The sequence below is a fragment of the Blautia sp. OF03-15BH genome, from assembly GCF_003463065.1.
Classification (GTDB): Bacteria; Bacillota; Clostridia; order Lachnospirales; family Lachnospiraceae; genus Limivivens.
This window is the reverse complement of the sequence record NZ_QSCM01000013.1, coordinates 1-20729: the sequence shown is the minus strand read 5'-3', so window position 1 is coordinate 20729 and position 20729 is coordinate 1. Positions and strand designations below refer to the sequence as shown.

Below are 20729 nucleotides of genomic sequence, written 5' to 3'. Positions count from 1 at the left end.
GGTGCGCCTGAACCCATAAAAGGAGGAACCCAATATGAAGAGAAAAAATGTATCCAGAATCACCGCGCTGGGACTGTGCGGAACCATGCTGCTGAGTGGCGCCGCAGGCCTTACCGCTCACGCTTCTGAAGAAGAGCCCCTTTCTTTCAAAGTGACTACCGTATATTTCGGTGATCAGTCTCCGGAGAACACCAAGATTCAGGAGGAATGGATCAAACTCTGCGAGGAAAAACTGGGAAGAAAGCTTGACATTACCTTCGAGTACATTCACACCGGCGATTACACAGAGAAACTGCAGGTAATCAACGCAGGCGGCGATCTGCCTGACATTCTGACCTGCTACACCACCAACAGCAACGCAAAACTCATGGTAGATGAGTACGGTTCCAAGGGACTTTTCCTCGATCTCGCCGAGCGTCTGGATGATATGCCGAACTACAAGAGCTATCTGGACAAGGATCCGCAGAGCCAGAGCACTCTGTACACTCCGGAAGGAAACCTCTACGGTGCATACAACTTAAGCATCGTTCCGACTGGTTCCGCTCACGGCGCTTTCTCCACGATGATGGCTGTGAAAAACAGCGTGCTGAAAGATCTGGACCTTGAGATCCCGACCACTCTGGATGAGGTTTATGATGTAGCCAAGGCAATCAAGGATGCCGGCGTTTCCAAATATCCCATTGTTCAGCTGGAAGAGTGGCAGAACCCCGAGGATGTGGTATTCAACGCTTATCACACCGCTTCCAACCGTTACTATGACGGAACCGAGTTCAAATATGGCCCGCTTTCCGATGATTACAAACAGGCTCTGCAGTATCTGAACAAGATTTACACCGAAGGACTGATCTCCCCGGATTACTTTACTTACACCACTGATATGGGTAATGCCGATCTGGAATCCGGCACCGCCTGCATCCTGCCCTCTGCATGGGAAGGTTATCCCGGAGCCTGGGCTGATGAGCGTCCGGAAGACGAATGGGTAGCAGTACCGCTTCCGACCTCCGATGCTTATCCGGATGAGGCATGGCAGTTTGAGAGAGAGTTCACCAGCGAGTACGAATTCAACCCGAGATACAGCATGGTAATCTCCGCTCAGTCTCCGATCGCTGACGAGCTCGTGAAATTTGTAGACGCTCAGTATGACGAGGATGTTATCAATCTTCTGAACTGGGGAATCGAAGGCGAGACCTATGAAATGAAAGATGGCAAGAAGAGCCTGATCGTTACCAAAGATCAGTATGCAGAGTATGGTATGCCCGTATCCGGTTCCATGCGTTCCGGCATCTTCCCGCAGCCGCAGGATATGGATCTCTGGAGAATCGAGATCTCTGAGCCGGCTCCGATCTACTGGAATGGCGAGATCGTAACAGATAAACTGGTTGCTTTCTCCAGCAGCGTGATGAACGAGAGCAACACCACCCCGAGAGACGGCCAGCCGAATCCCTCTATCTCCGCAGATGAGTCCAGTGAATATGCGAATATCATGACTCCGGTAGAGACCTATGCAAAAGAGCAGAAGGTAAAATTCATCAAGGGCGACCGTTCCTTTGACGAGTGGGATTCCTACATCGAAGAGATCAACAAGATGGGCGATATCCAGGCAGCAATGGATATCTACAACAGCAAAATCAGCAAATAATAAAGAGTAAAAAGACCGGGGCGGCGTGAAGCTGCTCCGGTTTTCTGCTATTGAAAAGAAAACTCGTTGCCAGAAAAGAAAAAGGGGCGTATAGTGGTTATCAGCAAGGGCGGAAACGCCTTGAAGTAAAGGAGAATATAAAAATGAGAGCTTACGAACGTCTGATTAAATATGCCATGGTTCCCACGGCCAGTAATGAAAATTCCGCAGCAGTTCCCACCACCGAGTGCCAGTTCAACCTGGCTCATATCCTGGTAAACGAGCTGCAGGAGATGGGTGTAAAAAATGCCAGAGTCGATGACAAATGCTATGTTTATGCCAGCATTCCCGCTACACCGGGCTACGAGGACAGCAAAGTCCTGGGCTTCATTTCCCATATGGATACCGTGTCTGATTTCGCCGATCATATGGTACAGCCCATCGTTCACGAAAACTATGATGGAAAGGATCTTCCCCTGGGAGAGAGCGGTCGTACCCTGGAGGTAGCCCTTTTCCCGCATCTGCCGTCCCTGAAAGGCCGCACGCTGATCACCAGCGACGGAACTACGATCCTGGGAGCAGACGATAAGGCCGGCGTGGCAGCCATCATGTGCATGGCAGAGCGCGTTTTAAACAGCGATATGCCTCACGGAAAAATCTGCATCGGCTTTACCCCGGACGAGGAAGTCGGAAGCGGAGCAGATCATTTTGACGTCAAAGGCTTTGGCGCGGATTTTGCCTATACCGTAGATGGCGGGGCAGAGAGCGAGATCGAATATGAGAACTTCAATGCGGTAAGAGCCAACGTGGACTTCAAAGGCTTCAACATCCATCCGGGTTCAGCCAAAAATACCATGATCAATGCGGCTCTGGTGGCTATGGAATTTGACCGTATGCTTCCGGCCGGTGAGACGCCAAGAGATACCGAGGGATACGAAGGCTTTTATCATTTGAACCACATGAGCGGAAACGTGGAGAAAGCAAATCTCAACTATATTCTGAGAGACCACGATGCCGATAATATCGCAAAGAGACAGGAGATCATGAAAGAGATCACTGCGAAACTCAATGAAAAATATGGAGCCGATACGGTGAGCCTGACACTCAAAGAAGAATACCGCAACATGGCAGAAAAGATCAAACCGAATTTCCACCTCATCGAGAATGCCAAAAAAGCAGTCCAGAAATCCGGCGTAGAGCCGCAGGTGATCCCGGTGCGCGGCGGTACAGACGGCGCACGGTTAAGCTTCATGGGTCTGCCCTGCCCGAACCTTGGTACCGGTTCCTATGCCTGCCATGGTCCTTATGAACATACCACTGCTGAGGGCATGGATATCGTGGTAGATACCCTGACAGAGCTGGTACGCCTTTACGGAGAGATGAAATAAGAATGGGAAAAGAAGTAAAAACAAACGTCATGCGGATCCTCGACCGGAATAAAGTTCCCTATGAGATCCTCAATTACGAATGTGATGAGTTTATCGATGGTCTTCATACCGCACAGGCCACAGGGGCGCCGGTAGAGCAGTCTTTTAAAACGCTGGTGGCGAAAGGGAAGAGCGGCGGTTATTATGTCTTTGTGATCCCCATTGCGGAGGAAGTGGACTTAAAAGCCGCAGCAAGATCGGTAGGTGAAAAATCCGTGGAAATGATCCATGTGAAGGATATCACCGCCATCACCGGTTATGTCCGGGGCGGCTGCAGCCCTCTGGGCATGAAGAAACAGTTTCCGACCGTGATCCATGAAAGTGCAGAAGCTTATCCGGAAATCTATGTCAGCGGAGGCCGGATCGGCACTTCCATCAAGGTAGAGCCCCAGGCGCTGGCCAAAGTTGCCCGGGCGAAGTTTGATGATATTATCCGGAAAGCAGAATAACAGGAAAACCGGACGCTCTGCTGCTTTCAGCGTGGCTTTGATTCTGAAGGGAGGACAGGAATGATCTACCATCAGGCGAAGGATCCGACCGCTTACCAGACGATTTTCTACCGCCAGATCGGTCTGAAGAAACAGGAAGAGGAGACAGGAAACAGCTGGAGAGACGATGAAGGGGGATATATCTATACCTTTGGAACGATGGATACGATCCAGATGGGAATCGGAGAGTATACGGTTCCGGTGGATTTCCTTTCGGAATTTCAATACGATACGGAATATCTTCATGCAGGGATCATCTATGAAGGGGTTACCTATTCACTGGTGGATAACCATATGAAGGAATTCGCTACACCTTCTGCGTTCCTGGCGATGGAACAGGCGGCAGGAGGCATCAACTGCTGGAAAAAAGGCCAGCATTTCAAAGGAGTGGAGATCTCCGTGGAACTGGGATATCTCCGGGAAACACTTCTTCCTTTCCTGGGTCTTTCCGCAGAGGCTTTGGATTTTCTGGAAAAAAACGTTCGTTATCTTCATTTACCGGAGGAACTGCAGGATCTGATCTTTCGTGTAGAGCAGCTTCTTCGGAAACAAGAAATGACGGAGAGTCTTTTAAGATCTCTTGCAGCAGAGTTTGTATCTCAGCTGGTGCGTCCGGAAATCCGTTCCGTTTTTGCGAATGGAGAGGCGATGCTCACCGGAAAGATCAAAGTAGGGAAAAAAGAGATCCGTATGAAGAAAGAGGATTTTCAGAAAATCATACAGGTTCATGACCGGATACGGGATCATGCGGAAACCTTTGTGACGATCTATGCGCTGAGCCAGGAATTCAGTATCGGAGAACAGAAGCTGAAAGCAGGTTTTCAAAAGCTGTATCAGCAGACGATCTGGGATTATGCCAATCAGGTACGAATGAACCGTGCGGCAGTCCTTCTGAAGGATCCGGGAAAAAGCATTGCGGAGATATCGGCACTCACCGGTTACCAGAGCCAGGCGGCTTTTCGGAAAATGTTCAAGAAATGGAGCGGGACGACTCCGGGAAAATTCCGGGCCTTTATCAGAGAAGAAAACTGATACTTCAGGAGGCCGGAACTCATTGCTTTTTACAATGGGCTCCGGCCTCCAGTTTCTTTTTAAGCCTGTATGGTTTTGTGATGACGTCCCTCGGGAATGACAAGAGGTGTACGGGAGACCGGATCGGGAATGATCTGACAGTCCAGTCCGTAGATTTTTTTGATCAGACCGGGTGTGATGATCTTAAGAGGAGCACCCTGAGCCTCCAGCCGTCCCTGATACATGGCAAAAATATAGTCTGCATACCTGGCAGAAAGATTGATATCATGAAGCACCATAAGGATCGTGGTGTTTCTTTTTTTATTCAGATCCGTGAGAAGATCCAGGATTTCCACCTGATAAGCAATATCCAGATAGGTGGTGGGTTCATCCAGCAGGAGAATATCGGTCTGCTGTGCGAGAGCCAGAGCGATCCAGACCCGTTGTCTCTGACCGCCGGAAAGCTCATCCACACTCCGGTCTGCCAGTTCTGTGATACCCATGAGTTCCAGCGCTTCTTCCACTGCGGCAAAATCCTCCGGACGCATACCGCCAAAGGCTCGCCGGTAGGGAAAACGCCCACGGGCGACCAGATCCGTTACCTTGATCCCTTCCGGAACAACCGGAGACTGGGGAAGCAGTCCCAGAGTTTTGGCTACTTCTCTGGAAGGAAGAGAAGAAATACTTTTTCCATCCAGTGTAATCATACCGGACTCTGGTTTTAAAAGCCGGGCAAAGGTTTTGAGAAGCGTGGATTTTCCGCAGCCGTTGGCTCCCAGAATGACACTGATCTTCTTTTCAGGAAGCGTCAGTGAGACATCAGAGAGGATTTTCCGACCGTCATAACCGGCGGAAATTGTTTCAGCAGAAAGTATGGGATTGTTCATCAGACATGTTCTCCTTTGTCATTCATTTGAAGCAGTAAAAATAACAGGTAAGGTGCTCCGAGGATGCCTGTGACCACACCTACGGGATAGCGGGAGGGGAGGGCGAACTGGCCGATGAGATCAGAGGCCAGTACCAGTGTGCTTCCGGTGAGAGCCGAGGTGAGCATGCCGTTTTTTCCGTTTCCGGAAAGTCTTGTGGCGATGGGGCCGGAAAGAAAGGCTACGGAAGCCACCGGACCGGTCACAGAAGTGGCAAAAGCCACCAGAAGGAGTGCCAGAAGGATCAGTGTCAGCCGGATCCTTCTAACGTTAACACCCAGAGTCACGGCATGGGCTTCTCCCAGCTGAAGCATGGAGAGCTGTCGGTTCAGGAGAAGGATCGCACCTCCTGCTCCGAAGACGACAAGCGCTAAGCGGGGGACATTTTCCAGTTTTACGCCGTTTAAGCTTCCGCTGAGCCAGCGGAGTGCGTTGGCCACATCGTACTCGGAGGCTTTCAGAAGCATCCACGAAATGACTGCGCTCAGAAAAGCCTGCATGCCAATACCTGTGAGGATCAGCCGGGCGTTGGAAAACCCGCCGCCCTGGGAGAGAAAGTAGATCAGGACAGAAACCAGAAGACCGGAGAAAACAGCCATCAGGGAGACCGTGCCTCCGTTAAGCTTTAACACCAGAATGCCGAAAACGGCAGCCACACTGGCACCGGAGGTGACACCAATAATGTCAGGACTGGCCAGGGGATTTCCAAGAAGCTGCTGAAAGGTATTTCCGGCCATGCCAAAGGCCAGACCACAGAGGATGGCAGTGAGCATCCGGGGAAGGCGGAGGGTTCTGATCGTAAAAACAGCACCTTCCACGTCCTCGCCGGAAAGCACCTTCAGTACGGTCTTCGGGGAGTAAATGGTGTTTCCATAGATCATCATGATGCAGGCAAGGGCAAAAGTGAGGAAAAGAAGCGTAAGAGCCGTAAAGACGTACCGGTGCTGGCGCTTCCGATAACCGTCCGTTATCGTGGAAAGCTGATTTTTTGTTTGTTTTTTCACAGAGAATTCACCTTCGCTTTCCGAATGATAAAGATAAATACCGGAGCACCGATCAGGGCCGTGACAATACCGGATTCCAGTTCGCCTGGGCGGCCCAATATACGGCCAAGTACATCGGCAAACAGAAGAAGACAGGCTCCGCCAACGGCAGAGAGCGGCAGGATTTTTCGCATATCCGGACCGAGGAGCAGCCGCATGAGATGAGGGATCATCAGTCCCACAAAGCCGATGGGGCCTGCCAGAGCCGTGGTGGATGCACAGAGAAGGACTCCCGCAAGAGCGCTGAAAGCCCGGATCAGCGGGACGTTAAGCCCAAGCCCTGTGGCGGCATCATCGCCGAGTGCCAGAGCGTTCAGGGAAGGCGCAAGAAAAATACTTAAGGCAAAACCAATGAGAAAGCAGGGCAGGAGCAGGCGGATATCCGCCCAGTCTGCGCCGCTGATGCTGCCTGTCTGCCAGAAACGGAACTGGTCCATGACCTGGGTGCTGGGGAGCATAATGGTATTGACCAGAGACTGGAGGGCGGTGCTTGCAGCAGCACCGGCCAGAGCCAGCTTGATGGGAGTGGCGCCGCCGTGCCCGATGGAGGCAAGCCCGTAGACCAGAACAGCCGTGAGTGCGGCTCCTGCGAAGGCGAGACCGATATACTGGATTCCTCTATTTATATGAAGAAACGCGATTCCGAACACGACAAAAAGGGAAGCTCCCGTATTGACGCCCAGAATGCTGGGATCCGCAATGGGATTCCGGGTGATAGCCTGCATGAGAGAACCGGAGATACTCAAAGCGGCTCCTGCGAGGATACCGAAAACCGTACGTGGGATCCTTGCCTGGACCACATTGGCATCAAAACTGCTCTCGCCCAGATGAAAAAGACTCCGGATCACAGTCTGAAAGCCCACGGATTTTGCTCCGCAGGCTACAGAGGCCAGAACACAGAAGGCCAGGCAGCTCAGACTGATGATACCGGTGAGAAGGAACCGGTGCTTTTTCATTTGATTTTTTCCTGAGCAGCAGAGAGGAGGCTTAAATAGTCATCAATCTCAGCGGGAATGGAGAGGATGGAGGGAGTTGCGGCACCTGCCAGGGCAGTGGTGCTGTCAATGAGAGCAACGGCTCCATTTTTCACTGCGGGGATCTGACTCATGAGTTCATCCTGCTGAAGGGCATCCAGAAGCGTCTCATCGCCATAAGCAACGATCATATCCACATCACTGAACTGATCGGCATTTTCACGGCTGACTGTGATGCTGAAATCGGTGCTGTCTCCGGCAAGTCTGGTGACACTTTCCGGAAGTTCCAGAGCGAGATCCAGAAGATAAGCAGCTCTCGGGTCTGCGGAAGGCAGATAGATATAGAAAGAACTCAGATCGTCAGCATTGATCCAGCAGAACGCAGTTTTGGTGCCTTTAAGATCCGGATAGTCAGCCAGTTTATCCTGGATCAGCTGCTCGACTTCAGCTACCTTAGCTTCTCCTTCGGCTTTCATACCCATACCCTCGGCATTTTCGATCGTCTGGTCTCTCCAGGTAGTCTGCCAGGCATTTTCCTTATAAGGAATGACAGGGGCAATCTGGCTTAAGGTGTCATAATCCTCTTGAGTCAGACCGGAGTAAGAAGCCAGGATCACATCAGGATCACAGTCGCTGATGGCTTCAAAATCCAGACCGTCCACATCATCAAAAACATTGGGAGCGTCAACACCCAGTTCCTGGAAGGCTTCATCTGTCCAGGGATGCAGATTGTTTTCTGTCACCATACCATAGTTGGCGGCGGAAACGCCCACGGGAGCAATGCCGAGTGCCAGAGGCGTGTCCTGGTTTTCCCAGCCGACGGTGGCAATGCGCTCCGGTTTACTCTCGATGACGGTTTCGCCGTAGGCATGCTGGATCGTAATGGGATATTCGGTTTCCTCGTCTGCTCCGGAGACAGTGTTTTCCTCCGCAGAGACTGCCTCGGTTTCAGAAACAGTTTCTGTCTCGGCAGCGGAAACAGCCATAACAGATGTCAGTGCCAGCAGGGAACAAAAAAGAACGGATAATTTTTTGAATTTCATAAAGACCTCCTAAAAATAATTTTCAATGGTAAGTTAAGACTAACTAACTGCGTTGGAGTATAGCATGGAGAAAAAAATCCGTCAATCCATGCATCGTAAAAAATATGGTTGTCACCGGATTGAGTCGTTTCTGACGTTTACAAAATTTTCAGAATAAATAGCATCACAGATTCCTGAAAATAATGTTATAATTAAACTGACAGAGTAAAAAGGTAAGAAGGAGGCATTATGGCGGAAAAAGATTTTGTAAAACTGAAAAATGTGACGAAAATATACCAAATGGGTGAAGTGCAGATCCGTGCGGTAGACGGCATTGATTTTTCCATTGATAAAGGCGAATTTGTAGTTGTGGTAGGCCCCAGCGGAGCCGGAAAAACCACGGTTTTAAATATCCTCGGCGGCATGGACAAGGCCTCCGGAGGAGAAGTCCTGGTGGACGGAAAGGACATCGCCGGTTATTCCCAGAAGCAGCTGACGGGCTACCGGAGAAACGACATCGGTTTCGTTTTCCAGTTCTATAACCTGGTTCCGAACCTGACCGCACTGGAAAATGTAGAACTGGCTCTTCAGATCTCTCGAAATCCCCTGGATGCAAAGACGGTTATGCAAGAGGTGGGTCTGGGTGACCGTCTGAACAACTTCCCGGCCCAGCTTTCCGGCGGTGAGCAGCAGAGGGTTTCCATTGCAAGGGCACTGGCAAAAAATCCCAAACTTCTGCTCTGCGATGAACCGACGGGTGCGCTGGATTATCAGACAGGAAAAGCCATTTTAAAACTTCTTCAGGACATGTGTCGTGAGCGGGGAATGACCGTTATCGTCATTACCCATAATTCGGCCCTGACGCCTATGGCAGACCGTGTTATCCGGATTAAAAACGGAAAAGTATCGGAAACGCACAGAAACGAACATCCCGTATCCGTGGAAACCATCGAATGGTAGGTGAAGGTATGAAGAAGAAAGCACTGAGAAAAGATTTTTTTGTGGAAGTACGAAAAAGCCGGAACCGTTTTCTTTCGATCCTTTTTATTGTGGCTCTTGGTGTGTCTTTTTATTCCGGTATCCAGTCGGCTGCACCGGATATGAAACGTTCCGGGGATGTCTATTTTGACCGGGAAAAACTCATGGATCTGAAGGTGGTCAGTACACTGGGGCTTACAGAAGAGGATCTTCTGGAACTTGAGAAAACGGAAGGTATAGAGACGGCGGAAGGCGCTTATATGACAGATGTCCTCTGTGGAGAAGGGGATAACCAGAAGGTTCTGCATCTGGAGTCTGTTACAGAGGATTTTCAGAAGCTTCAGCCGGATGAGGGGACGCTTCCGTCAAAAGCCGATGAATGTTTTCTGGATGCCCAGGCAGCTCAGGCCTTCGATGTCCATGTGGGAGATACCATCACCGTACAGGAGGACGGAGAGGAAAGTGATTCTGTTCTGAAAAGAAAGACCTTTACGGTGGCAGGTATCGGCGGAAGTCCGGCATATATTGCCTTCAGCCGCGGAAATACGACGCTCGGTTCGGGTGAAGTTTTGGGCTTCTGCTATATTCTTCCGGAAAATTTTGACCTGGATGTTTACACACAGGTTTTTCTTTCGGTGGAAGGAGCAGAAGAGGAGGTTGCTTTTACGGACGCCTATGATTCCCTGGTGGCGACGGCAAAAGAAAAAGTAGAAGAGCTCTCCGAAAAACGCTGTCAGGTTCGGTATGATGAGGTCACCGGCGAGGCGCAGGAGAAGATCGATGATGCGAAACAGGAGCTTGCGGACGGCAGAAAAGAATCGGATGAAAAACTGGCCGATGCGGAGAAAACACTGACGGATGGCGAAGAGGAACTGGAGCAGGGAAAAAAAGATCTGGAGGACGGTAAAAAACAGCTCTCAGAAGCACGGACACAGCTGGATGAGCAGAAGACGGCCCTGGATGAGCAGGAAGAACAGCTGAAGACGGCAGAGGCGCAGTTTGGAGGAAGCACGCCGGAGATCGAGGCGGGTAAAACAAAGATCGCAGAAGCAAGAGAGCAGCTTTCCGAAGGAGAAAAGGAGCTGGAGACAAAAGAATCCGAACTTGCAAAAGCGGAAGAAACCATAAAAGAAAATGAGACAAAGCTTGCAGACGGCCGGAAAGATTATGAAGAGGCCAAGAAGGAAGCAGAAGATAAGATCGCTGAGGGCGAAGATAAGATTGCCGACGCGGAAGCAGATCTGGCAGCGCTGGAATTTCCCGCGTGGACGGTCTCTGACCGGAACGATATGACAGACTACTCCGGTTATGCGGATAATGCCAATCAGATGAAGAGTCTGGGTGCCGTTTTCCCGGTACTGTTTTTCCTGGTAGCGGCTTTGATCAGCCTCACGACGATGACCAGAATGGTAGAAGAAGAACGGACACAGATCGGTACGTTAAAAGCGCTGGGCTACAGCAAGAGCTCCATTGCCGGGAAATATGTTTTCTATGCCCTTCTCGCTACGGTCGGAGGCAGTGTCCTTGGTGTTCTGGCGGGAGAAAAAATCTTCCCTTATGTGATCATCGATGCTTACCGGATCATGTATCAGCATATGGACGGGATGGTTCTGGATTATCAGCTGGATCATGCGCTTGTTGCTTCACTGGTAGCTCTTTTCTGTACCATGGCAGGAACGCTTTCTGCCTGTGGAAAGGAACTGGCAAGTATGCCGGCGGTTCTTATGCGTCCGCCAGCACCCAAGGAAGGGAAAAGAGTCTTTCTGGAAAGGATCGGTTTTATCTGGAAACACTTAAGCTTCAGCTGGAAATCCACGGTGCGGAACCTTTTCCGTTATAAAAAACGTCTTTTCATGACGGTTTTCGGAATCGGCGGCTGTATGGCGCTTCTTCTGGTGGGCTTTGGACTCCGGGATTCCATCATGGATGTTGTGTTGCTCCAGTACGGCGAAATCCAGCTTTATGACGGCATGCTCGTTTTGAATGAAGATGCTTCGGATGCAGAGGTGGAAGCGCTGAAGAAAGACCTCTCTTCCCGTTCCGATGTGGAAGAGAGTATGGATGTCTATATGAAAAAGCACGCGGCAAAGGGAGAGAACGGTACCTGTGAGGTTTATCTTATGATGCCGGAGAAACTGGAAAATTTTTCAGACTTTATACACACCAGAAACCGGATCACAAAGGAAGCGTATACCCTTAGTGATGAGGGGATCATCCTGGCGGAAAAAACAGCGAAAATGCTGGGGGTAAAAAGCGGCGGAAGCATTACCGTGGAGAGTCGTGATGGAGAAGATGTGGAAGTTCCGGTGGCAGAGATCTGTGAGAACTATATGCAGAATTTCGCCTACATTTCCCCCGGCCTTTATGAGAAGCTTTTTGGTTCTGTTCCGGAAGCAAACAACATTCTCTTCAAGGGAACGGATTCTTCTGATGAGGCAGCCATTGAAAAGACTGGCCAGGAACTTCTGAAAAATAAAGCGGCTTTGAGCGTTACCTATATTGGCACCTTGGCGGGGCGGTTGAATGATATGCTGGGAAGCCTGGATGTAGTTATTGTGGTCCTTATCATTTCCGCAGGCATGTTGGCTTTTGTGGTTCTCTATAACCTGAATAACATCAACATCAATGAACGGAAAAGGGAACTTGCAACTCTTAAAGTTCTGGGTTTCTTTGACGGAGAAGTTTCCTCTTATGTCTTTCGGGAAAATGTCCTACTTACCGTTTTTGGCTGTATTCTGGGTGTAGTGCTCGGTTCTGCCCTGCACCGTTATGTCATTACGACAGTGGAGATCGAATCGTATATGTTTGGACGGATCATTAAGTTTCCGAGTTATCTGATCTCCATAGCGATCACCTTCTGCTTTTCCATTCTGGTTAATCTTCTGATGCATTTCAAGCTGAAAAAGATCGATATGGTGGAATCACTGAAGAGTGTGGAATAAAGACGGCGAGTGTGGATAACTTTCCGGAAAAAAATCAGAAAAGTGGATAAAAGAGAGGCAGAAGATCAGTGACGGTCTTCTGCCTCTCTGTATTCGGAGGGAGTGCATCCGGTTCTTTTTTTGAAAATGGCGGAAAAATAGCTGGGATTTGTAAAATTCAGACGCTCACTGATCTCAGCCATGTCAAGAGAACTGTTTTTCAGAAGAAGACGGGCAGCTTCAAGCTTCTGTTCAGTGATGTAATGCTTGACAGACTGGCCGGTTTCTTCTTTGAAATGGGCTGCCAGATAGTGTGGCGTGTAGCCACTGATCCGGGAAAGGATTTCCATGGAAAGCTTTTCGCCCAGATGCTGCTGGATATAAGTCTGACAGCTCTGGATCGGAAGAGAGAGTTTTGGAGCCTCCCGGATCTTGTGGACTCTGGCGATGAAATCCCGGAACATGTTCTGGTGGATATCCTGGACCTCATGAATATCCGTACCGTTTTCTACGGCCTGGATATAGTAATCACTGAGGGAGTAGGCTGCCTCCGGGATCATGCCGCCGCGGATGGCCGCACGGGTGACGAGCGTGGTTGCAACGATCGCCTCGTCCTTGGCCTGACGCAGGGGATCACCGGGACAGAGGGCTCCGGTCACATGGTTGTCGCTGTTCTGAACGTAAAAATGGTCGATTTCATCATTATAGTGGATATTTCCGTTTTCTACATGGGAAAGAAAGCGCTGTTCCAGCACATAAGTGCCGTGGCTGCTGGGAATATCCCGGGCTTGAAAAGGCTCTTCTGCGTGAGGCTCCGAGGGACGGAGCTTCTGAAAACTGGAAAAAAAGATATTTCTGTCATAGCAGGCATAGTAAAACATTCGGGCGAGCTGACCGAATGTGGTCAGCGGTATCACAGGAATAGCTTTCATGAGCTTTAAAAACTTAATCCGGGAAGAAACGCTCATTTCACGGATCTCCATCTGCTTACGGAAATATTGTTCCGATACATCGGTAGAAAAGGTGGGGCCCAGTACGAAAAAAGAATGTTCAAAGGGGATCACGATCCAACTGAAGGAAAGCCCGTCTGTGAAATAAAAGGGGAGCGTTCCGGACTCTGTTCGGATCCGGTCAAGCCATTCCCGGCTGTCCAGAAGAAAGAAATTTTTCAGGATCATCTCCCAGGTACAGTTACTCTCGATAAGAGAAAACTCCTCATCATAAACCCAGGAAAAGATCCGGTTTACCTTGAGAAGGATCGTGCGGAAATATTGGATTTTTTCTTGTGCTTCAGACATAAACGCTCCTCCGTAGGGTTTTCAGAAATTTTGATCGACTTTCAGAAACGAGTGTATCATATACAGGGAAAAAATAACAGAAAAAAGATAAAAATGATAGCGGGGTGGAGGCGAATTCTGGTAAAATACAAAAGAGATTGCAAGTGATAAGAATTCGCTTTACAATAAAAGAAAAGCTTGAGTGGAGTTGATACAAGGAGGAGAATCCATGGAAAAACAGCAGCTGGAAGCCTTGCTGAAAGAGATGTCCCTGGAGGAAAAAGTAGGACAGCTTTTTCAGATCATTGGTTATTATTATGTCGAAGAAGGAAAAAAATTTATTACAGGGCCGGACAGCGGCTTGAAGCTTTCCGATGAAAACGGGGCTTTGACAGGTTCTGTTCTGGGACTTCAGGGAGCGGCACTTAGTAAAAAGATCCAGAAAGAATATATGGAGCATCAGCCCCACCAGATCCCTCTTCTTTTTATGATGGATGTGATCCATGGAATGAAGACCATTTTTCCGGCTCCGCTGGCTCAGGCGGCTACCTTTGAGCCGGAGCTTACAAAAGAAGGTTCTGAGATTGCGGCAAAAGAGGCAACGGCTGCAGGTCTCCATGTGGCTTTTTCTCCCATGGCAGACCTGGTGCGGGATCCCAGATGGGGAAGAGTGGTGGAATCTTTCGGAGAGGATCCGTATCTCAGTTCCTGTTTTGTGAAAGCCCAGGTGGAAGGCTTCCAGGGTTCTGATATGAAAGCGCCTGGAAAAATCTGCGCCTGTGTCAAGCACTTTGCAGGTTATGGAGGAGCAGAGGCAGGCCGGGATTATAACACGGTAAGCATGGACAGCCATACCTTTCAGGAATTTTATCTGAAAGGGTATCAGGCGGGCATCGATGCCGGAGCTGGTATGGTCATGACGTCCTTTAACACCATTGACGGAATCCCGGCATCCACAAACCGTCATCTGATGAGAGATATTCTCCGTGGAGAGCTTGGATTTGATGGTGTTCTGATCTCTGATTTTGCTGCCATTAAAGAAACCATCGCCCACGGCTACAGTGAGAATGGGGAGAAAGCCGCAGAAAATGCCCTTCGTGCCGGGGTGGATATTGATATGATGACGACTACGTATCTGGATCATGTGGCAGATCTGATCCAGAAAGGCGTTCTGAAAGAAGAACTCCTGAATGAAAGCGTGATGCGGATCCTGGAACTGAAAAACAGACTGGGACTCTTCGAAAATCCATACAAAGATGCGGATGAAGAAAAAGAGAAGGAACTCTTCCTCTGCCAGGAACACCGGAAGACAGCCAGAAAAGCGGCGGAAAGATCCTTTGTTCTTTTGAAAAACGACGGGATCCTGCCGGTGGATACAGAGAAAAAAATTGCCTTTATCGGACCTTATACAGACCGGAAAGAGATGCTGAGCAGCTGGGCTATCACCGGGGACGCAAAAGACAGTGTGACGATCCGGGAAGCAGCAGAGGAAGTCTTTGCTTCTGATCGTACGGTTTATTTACAGGGATGTCCGGTGCTGACACCGGGCTTCGGAACGGCACAGCTTCGTCTTGAAGTCGAGGAAGAGCCTTCGGAAGAAGAATGCAGACAGATGAAAGAGGAAGCTCTGAAGGCAGCGGCAGAAGCCGATCTGGTGATCATGCCTCTTGGCGAACATTTTAAGGAATCCGGAGAAGCAGCCAGTAAGGCGAATATCGAGATCCCAGAGATCCAGCTGGAACTTCTGGAAGAGGTTGTACGGGTAAATCCCAATGTGGCAGTTGTTCTTTTTAACGGTCGTCCCTTGGATCTTCGAAAGGTCAGCCGTCTGGCGAAAGCCATTCTGGAGGTCTGGCTTCCCGGTACGGAAGGCGGTCATGCCATCATCGATGTGCTGACCGGAAAAGTAAATCCATCCGGAAAACTGCCTATGAGCTTTCCGTACTGTGTGGGACAGGTGCCGGTCTACTATAATGCTTATTCGACAGGCCGGAGTGATTTCAAGGGCTGTACGGATCATTTCCGTTCCCGTTATCTCGATATTCCGAATGAGCCTCTCTATCCTTTCGGTTATGGTCTGAGCTACACGGAATTTGAAATCTCCGCTCCGGAACTGACAGAAGATACCCTTTCTGCAGACGGCAGTCTGGAAGCCAGTGTGACAGTGACCAACAAAGGAACCCGCCAGGGAACGGAAACACTGCAGCTCTATATCCAGGATGTCTTTGCCAGTGTGGTACGGCCGGTGAAGGAACTGAAAGGGTTCCGGAAAGTTACGCTGGAACCGGGAGAAAGCAGAAGAGAAACGTTCCGCATCGATGAATCCATGCTCCGCTTTTTGCGGGGTGATGGAACGGTTGGCAGTGAACCGGGAACATTCCGGGTATGGATCGGAAACAGCAGTGTGGTGGAAGCGTATAAAGAGTTTGAACGCAGATAAGCATTCCCCCGCTTCAAGTGCGCGGAGCACTAAGCGGCGGGTGAGGGGGGATGCTTCTGTCAGTGGGAGTTGAAAGCTCCCACTGACAGATCGCGAAGCGACTGCGTTCATGAGCAAGTAGCGAAGCGGATTGCGAATGTCCGCTTTACTCAAAAGAAGTAAGAAACTCCTTTGGAAAATAATCTCCAGAAGGCATTTTTGTCATAAAAAAGATTTTCACAGGAGTTAAAACGAGTAAAATAGAAGCATCAAAACGAACTCAAGGGAGGGTTTTGTATGAAAATTTATGTAAATGGCAAAGTCGGCCGTGACGGAGACGGTACAAAGGAAAGACCGTTCCGCCGCATCAACGATGCGGCAAAGATCGCAAGACCGGGTGATGAAGTTCTGGTTTCTCCGGGCATTTACCGGGAGTATGTGGATCCGATCTATGCAGGAACAGAGGAAGCCAGAATCAGTTACCGAAGCACAGAACATCTGGGAGCAGTTATTACTGGTGCGGAAAGAATCCAGTCCTGGACGCCATACAAGGAGAATGTCTGGGTCTGCCGTGTGGCGAACAGTCTTTTTGGAACTTACAATCCGTATACCACGCTGGTATATGGAGACTGGTATTTTGCCAAAGCAGATAAACATACGGGATGTGTGTATCTCAACGATCGGGCGCTCTATGAGACAGCCACTCTGGAAGAATGCATGAAAGGCGAAGTTTACGAGTGCAGCTGGGTTCCGGAGGAATCTATCTATAAATGGTATACCGAACAGGACGCCAAAAAGGATGAAACCGTGATCTATGCCAATTTCCAGGGGAAAAATCCTAATGAGGAAAATGTAGAGATCAACGTGCGCCGGGAGTGCTTTCTGCCGTCAAAAACCGGTGTGGGCTATATCACAGTCAGCGGCTTCGTAGTGACAAAGGCAGCTACCACCTGGGCACCGCCGGCAGCTTATCAGGATGGTATGATCGGCCCGCACTGGAGTAAAGGCTGGATCATTGAGGACTGCGAGATCTCCAACAGCAAATGCGCGGGCATTTCCCTTGGAAAATATCTGGATCCGGACAATAACCATTATTTTACCTATAAATATGTAAAGAGTCCTACCCAGATGGAACGTGATGCAGTCTGCCGTGGCCAGTATCATGGCTGGCTGAAAGAAAAGGTGGGAAGCCACATCATTCGTCGGAACAACATCCACCACTGTGAGCAGGGCGGTATCATCGGCCGGATGGGCGGTGTGTTCAGCCTCATTGAGGACAACCACATCCATCACATCAACAATATGATGGAGCTTGGCGGAGCGGAGATCGCAGGTATCAAGATGCATGCGGCTATTGATGTGGTCATGCGGAGAAACCATATTCACCACTGCACCATGGGAATCTGGTGCGACTGGGAAGCCCAGGGCACGCGCCTTTCACAGAACCTTCTTCATGATAACCAGCGCCCGGCTTTCGCTAAACCGTTGAAGGGCGGCATGATGTCCCAGGATATCTTCGTAGAGGTAGGCCACGGCCCGACTCTCATCGACAACAATATCCTGCTCTCTGATGAGAGCCTTCGTTTTGCCACTCAGGGAGTTGCTATGGTACATAACCTGATCTGCGGCGCCCTCACCTGCGTGGGAGACGGCACCGGGCCCCGTTATACGCCCTACCACATTCCTCACCGCACGGAGGTCATGGGCTTTATGACGATTCTCCACGGGGACGATCGCTTCTATAATAATATTTTTGTCCAGAAATGGCCGTCTGAGGATTTTGTGACAATCCGCGATTCTTCCGAAGGCTTTGACACCGAGAATCGGAAAGCCGGTACCTGGGTCTTTGACGGTTATCCCACTTATGAGGAATGGATCGCTCAGTTTGATTTCTCCAAACCTGCGGATATGGCAAAACTCTATCCCGCTCACGAGGGTCATCTCCCGGTCTGGAGCGAGGGAAACGTCTATCTGAATGGAGCCAAAGCCTGGGAGCATGAGAAAAATGGCCTGACCGTTTCTGAAAAAGTAAAGGTAGATCTCGTGGAAAGAGATGGAAACTATATGTTGGAGACGAATCTCTACGAGGTACTCGGCGGTTTCTACAGCCGTATGATCAATACGGAAGTTCTGGGAAAAGCCTTTGAGCCGGAAGAACCTTTTGAAAATCCTGATGGAACGGCGATTCAGTTTGACACGGACTATTTCGGTGGTCATCGTGGAGTCGGTGTCCTTCCAGGTCCCTTTGCGGCAAAAGAAGACGTAGAAAAAATTTTATATTGAATTTACGGGCTGCCTGGATGCTTTGGGCAGCCCTTTTTATATTTCCCGGTGACAGAAATCCGGGAATGGGATATAATGATGTTGGGGTCAAAAGGTCTTTTGCCCCCAACTGATGCTTACGAATTGCTCCGCTGTGAAGCAGCTCTCGCAATTCTACAAACATTCGAAATCCGCTGATTTACTGCGTAAATCGCTACTGTCTACGCTCCGCTTCTGTCGGTGCAAAACGAACATCCACTGGATGTTCTGCACCTCATGTTTGGCGGATCCCAAGTTCAAAAGCCTTATCATGCAAGCATGAACGGCTTTTTGAACTTTTGACCCTAGCATCATATAATTTTGTTGAATGGTCATAGAATTGTGTGAGTTGCTTTGCAGCAGAGCAATTCGTAGGCCCCAGGAAGAGAAAGGAACGACGCTATGTTTGCACTGCCCCCGGCTTTTGAAGAAAAAATGAAAAAAATTCTGAAAGAAGAGTACCCGGCTTTTCGTGAAGGCTATGAACTCCCGCGAAAATTCGGCCTTCGTATCAATCGGGATAAGATCACGCCGGAGGAGTTTGAAAAACTGGCGCCGTTTGAACTGACACCGATCCCCTGGGTAGATAATGGTTTTTATTATGGAGAAAATGACCGTCCGTCCCGCCATCCCTTCTATTATAGTGGATTATATTATCTCCAGGAGCCAAGTGCTATGACACCGGCCAACATCCTTCCGGTGAATCCTGGTGATAAAGTGCTGGATCTCTGTGCAGCCCCAGGAGGAAAAGCCACGGAACTGGGAGCAAAACTGCATGGCAAGGGTCTTCTGGCAGCCAATGACATCAGTGGTCCCAGAGCCCGGGCACTCCTGAAAAACGTGGAGGTCTTCGGCATTCCCAATTCGCTGATCCTCAATGAAGTCCCTGCCAAACTGGCAGAAAATTTCCCGGAATTTTTTGATAAGATCCTGGTGGATGCACCTTGTTCCGGGGAAGGCATGTTCCGGAAAGATCCGGACACAGCCAAAGCCTGGAAACCGGAAAAACCGTTGGAGTGTGCCAGGATGCAGAAAGAGATCATTCTCCGGGCAGCAGATATGCTTCGTCCCGGTGGCATGCTTCTCTATTCGACCTGTACGTTCTCTCCGGAAGAAAATGAACAGATGATCTCCTTTCTTATGAAGGAACGCCCGGAGTTTGAAATCCTTTCGATTCCTGAGCGCTATGAGGGTTTTGCCTCCGGTCGTCCGGAGCTCATCGAAAAAGAATGGCTTCCGTCCGAACTCTGGGAGAAAGATATTTTTGATGATCTGACAGAAGAACAGAAGATTTCCTTGAAAAACTGTGTCCGGATCTGGCCGCACCGCATGGGAGGAGAAGGCCATTTCCTCGCTCTTCTCGGGAAAAAAGATGAGAATGGGAAGCTTCCTGAAATGTACTTTTACACAGGAGAAGAAGAAGCGTTACGAAATGAAACGATTCCAACGGTAAAAGCAGAAGATCCTTTAAAAAATGTACAGAAAGAAATCAGAAAAGAGAAAAAGGGAAAGAAGAATAGGAAAGGTCAGCCTTCTTCCGGTGAACTTCCAACAGGAAAAAAATCAGGAGATCTGATGCCTTTCATTACCTTTGCAGAAGATCTCAAAGTAGACTGGGATTTTTCGCGGGTGGAAGTAAGGAAAGGACAGGTTTACTATGTGCCGGCAGAGTCTGCCGCTGTTCGTGGTCTGGTATTCCTTCGGAACGGTCTCTATCTCGGAGAGATCCGCAAAGACCGCTTTGAACCTTCCCAGGCTCTGGCTGCAGCTTTAAAGAAATCCCAGTACCGGAATACGATCGATCTTCCTGCTGACGATTCCCGGATCCTTCATTATCTGAAAGGAGAGACCATTGGGATCGAACCGGAAGAAGCAGAGAACAGCAAAGGCTGGCAGTTGCTTTGTGTTTCCGGTTATCCACTGGGCTGGGGAAAATTGGTGAATGGACTCTTAAAGAATAAATTCCTGGCAAGCTGGCGGCTGTCCTGATCGAAGTGGAATGAGTAGCAGCAATGTGTAATACCTTGCTAAAACAACGAAATTGCGCGAATGATTCTAATATTGTATAAACAGTTTAAAAAATATGAAAAATTTCAAAAAAAGGTGTTGACATTCCGTGGAAGGGGTGATATGATAATCAACGTCGCAGGGAGCTGCGGCAGAGATGCTCGAAAGAAGTTCGAAAGAACAAAAACTTTTCAAAAAAAAGTTGAAAAAAGTTCTTGACAAACAGAAACGAACATGATATGATATAAAAGTTACTGATGAACAGCAACAAACCAAGAACCTTGATAACTGAACAGTGACATATCCTTGAAAGTTCA

14 protein-coding genes are annotated in these 20729 nt (G+C 49.4%); 9 read left to right on the top strand and 5 right to left on the bottom strand.

The features are described from left to right. Nucleotides 1-34: 34 nt before the first annotated feature. From DXA57_RS12735 to DXA57_RS12720, 4 genes are all read left to right on the top strand, one after another. Nucleotides 35-1639: an extracellular solute-binding protein gene (locus DXA57_RS12735; protein ID WP_117767728.1), complete on the top strand. Its 1605-nt coding sequence runs from the start codon at nucleotides 35-37 to the stop codon at nucleotides 1637-1639. Nucleotides 1640-1782: 143 nt separating this feature from the next. Continuing rightward, nucleotides 1783-3006, top strand: coding sequence for a peptidase T (gene pepT / locus DXA57_RS12730; RefSeq protein ID WP_117767727.1), 1224 nt, complete (start codon nucleotides 1783-1785; stop codon nucleotides 3004-3006). A 2-nt stretch (nucleotides 3007-3008) separates the two neighbouring features. After that, nucleotides 3009-3494, top strand: a complete 486-nt coding sequence (gene ybaK, locus DXA57_RS12725; protein WP_117767726.1) for a Cys-tRNA(Pro) deacylase — start codon at nucleotides 3009-3011, stop codon at nucleotides 3492-3494. A gap of 60 nt (nucleotides 3495-3554) precedes the next feature. Continuing rightward, the gene (locus DXA57_RS12720) at nucleotides 3555-4565 is read left to right on the top strand and encodes a helix-turn-helix domain-containing protein (protein ID WP_117767725.1); all 1011 of its coding nucleotides are present in this window, start codon (nucleotides 3555-3557) and stop codon (nucleotides 4563-4565) included. Nucleotides 4566-4624: 59 nt separating this feature from the next. On the opposite strand, the gene DXA57_RS12715 is transcribed toward DXA57_RS12720, so the two are convergent. From DXA57_RS12715 to DXA57_RS12700, 4 genes are read right to left on the bottom strand one after another with little or no spacing between them, the layout of a single operon-like run. Next, entirely contained in the window at nucleotides 4625-5431 is an 807-nt protein-coding gene (locus DXA57_RS12715; RefSeq protein ID WP_117767724.1) for an ABC transporter ATP-binding protein, read from the bottom strand. After that, the gene (locus DXA57_RS12710; RefSeq protein ID WP_117767723.1) at nucleotides 5431-6474 is read right to left on the bottom strand and encodes a FecCD family ABC transporter permease; all 1044 of its coding nucleotides are present in this window, start codon (nucleotides 6472-6474) and stop codon (nucleotides 5431-5433) included. The genes DXA57_RS12715 and DXA57_RS12710 overlap by 1 nt, the downstream gene beginning before the upstream one ends. After that, nucleotides 6471-7469, bottom strand: a complete 999-nt coding sequence (locus tag DXA57_RS12705) for a FecCD family ABC transporter permease (protein ID WP_117767722.1) — start codon at nucleotides 7467-7469, stop codon at nucleotides 6471-6473. Before DXA57_RS12705 ends, DXA57_RS12710 begins: the two co-directional genes overlap by 4 nt. Continuing rightward, nucleotides 7466-8530 (bottom strand): ABC transporter substrate-binding protein, encoded by a 1065-nt coding sequence (locus DXA57_RS12700; protein ID WP_117767721.1) that lies wholly within the window; start codon nucleotides 8528-8530, stop codon nucleotides 7466-7468. The genes DXA57_RS12705 and DXA57_RS12700 overlap by 4 nt, the downstream gene beginning before the upstream one ends. Before the next feature lie 228 nt (nucleotides 8531-8758). On the opposite strand from DXA57_RS12700, the gene DXA57_RS12695 reads away from it, so the two are divergent. Together DXA57_RS12695 and DXA57_RS12690 are read left to right on the top strand one after the other, a co-directional pair. Then, the gene (locus DXA57_RS12695) at nucleotides 8759-9469 is read left to right on the top strand and encodes an ABC transporter ATP-binding protein (protein ID WP_117767720.1); all 711 of its coding nucleotides are present in this window, start codon (nucleotides 8759-8761) and stop codon (nucleotides 9467-9469) included. Between the two features lie 8 nt (nucleotides 9470-9477). Next, on the top strand, nucleotides 9478-12429 hold the full coding sequence (locus DXA57_RS12690; RefSeq protein WP_117767774.1) for an FtsX-like permease family protein: 2952 nt from the start codon (nucleotides 9478-9480) through the stop codon (nucleotides 12427-12429). 65 nt (nucleotides 12430-12494) lie between these two features. Here the strand turns inward: DXA57_RS12690 and DXA57_RS12685 are convergent, their stop codons facing one another. Further along, nucleotides 12495-13706, bottom strand: coding sequence for a helix-turn-helix domain-containing protein (locus tag DXA57_RS12685; RefSeq protein WP_117767719.1), 1212 nt, complete (start codon nucleotides 13704-13706; stop codon nucleotides 12495-12497). Nucleotides 13707-13914: 208 nt separating this feature from the next. On the opposite strand from DXA57_RS12685, the gene bglX reads away from it, so the two are divergent. The 3 genes from bglX (at nucleotide 13915) to DXA57_RS12670 (ending at nucleotide 20394) form a co-directional block, all read left to right on the top strand. Continuing rightward, complete coding sequence (bglX, locus tag DXA57_RS12680; protein ID WP_117767718.1) at nucleotides 13915-16125, top strand: beta-glucosidase BglX; 2211 nt, start codon at nucleotides 13915-13917, stop codon at nucleotides 16123-16125. Nucleotides 16126-16401: 276 nt separating this feature from the next. Further along, nucleotides 16402-18387 carry a right-handed parallel beta-helix repeat-containing protein gene (locus DXA57_RS12675; RefSeq protein WP_117767717.1) on the top strand — a complete coding sequence of 662 codons (1986 nt, stop codon included), beginning with the start codon at nucleotides 16402-16404 and terminating at the stop codon, nucleotides 18385-18387. A 420-nt stretch (nucleotides 18388-18807) separates the two neighbouring features. Continuing rightward, nucleotides 18808-20394, top strand: coding sequence for an RsmB/NOP family class I SAM-dependent RNA methyltransferase (locus DXA57_RS12670; protein WP_117767716.1), 1587 nt, complete (start codon nucleotides 18808-18810; stop codon nucleotides 20392-20394). Nucleotides 20395-20729: the final 335 nt, after the last annotated feature.